The organism is Parafrankia soli (assembly GCF_001854695.1).
GTDB classification, from domain to species: domain Bacteria; phylum Actinomycetota; class Actinomycetes; order Frankiales; family Frankiaceae; genus Parafrankia; species Parafrankia soli.
This window is the reverse complement of record NZ_MAXA01000207.1, coordinates 1-1,067: the sequence shown is the minus strand read 5'-3', so window position 1 is coordinate 1,067 and position 1,067 is coordinate 1. Positions and strand designations below refer to the sequence as shown.

Below are 1,067 nucleotides of genomic sequence, written 5' to 3'. Positions count from 1 at the left end.
TGACCGTCAGACCAGCGCTCCACATGTGATCGGCGATGGCCTCCGGGTCGGGCTGGAGCTCCTCGAACCGTCGCAGGGCCGCGTCGAACAGCGGGTAGGCGATCTTCCTCGGCAGCATCACGACGAGCAGTCGTCCATCCGGGCCCAGGAGCCCGGCCAGGCCGGCGATCACCTGCGGGCGGTCGGCCGCCGCGATGTGGTGGACCGCCTCCTTGGCCACGATCGCGTCGAGCGAACCCGGCGACGCGGCAGCGGGTTCGTGCCCGTCGACCGCTGCGAACTGCTCAGCAGACGCGCATACGGGACGTAGGACAGGGTCCGCGGGAAGCTGGCGCAACATCGCCGGGGAGGGGTCGACGCAGAGAATCGGCGCCGTGGGCCGGACCAGGCCGAGGATGCGACGAGTGTGCAGCCCGGTGCCGCAGCCGACGTCGGCGATCCGGTCGCCGCGGGTCAGCTCGAGTGACTCGACGATCTCGCCGGCCATCCAGTCCAGGAACGTCTCGCTGTAGGTCCAGGCCTGGTCGTAGCTGCCGGCGAGCCGCTCGTAGTGCGCTGACGTCTCGCGGTTCACCACATCGGACCCCTGTCGCCTCCCGCGCCGGCCGCACCAGCACCGCCCACGGGTCCTCGGCTGTCTCCGATGTTCCCAGCCATCCGTGGGGCCGATTCGACGCAAGCACCTCCGAACCAGGGTGACCGCTTGAGCTTCGACTCGGCGGCTCCAGGACCGGCGATCCGTTACCGGCCTACGACAGGCGACCGCGGCGCCCCGGTGCGGACGGCAGGGTCAGCACGATGTCCGCGACGTCGGCTTCCGGCTCCGGCGGCGGCGCTGCCTGCGCGCCAATGCGCTCCCAGTAGTCCGGCAGGTCCTCGCGCAGCAGCCGACGGAACTCGGCCCGCAAGTCGGCGAGCTCGACCGGATGGCCAGCGAGCTCGGCGCACAGATCCGCGAGTGGCCAGGTGATGGTCGTGCTGTAACGGGCCAGGTAGTGCCCGACGGAGTCCAGCTTGTAGGTGTCGGAGTAGTCGAGCAGGGCGTAGCCGAGAAGCTGGTCGAGCTC

At 70.5% G+C, this 1,067-nt stretch carries 2 protein-coding genes; both read right to left on the bottom strand.

Features of this window, described 5'->3' with window-relative positions; translation table 11 throughout:
• On the bottom strand, window positions 1-574 hold a 574-nt coding region (locus BBK14_RS15945), incomplete at its 3' end, for a class I SAM-dependent methyltransferase (RefSeq protein WP_131802336.1).
• Between the two features lie 175 nt (window positions 575-749).
• On the bottom strand, window positions 750-1,067 hold a 318-nt coding region (locus BBK14_RS38355), incomplete at its 5' end, for a hypothetical protein (RefSeq protein WP_198541310.1).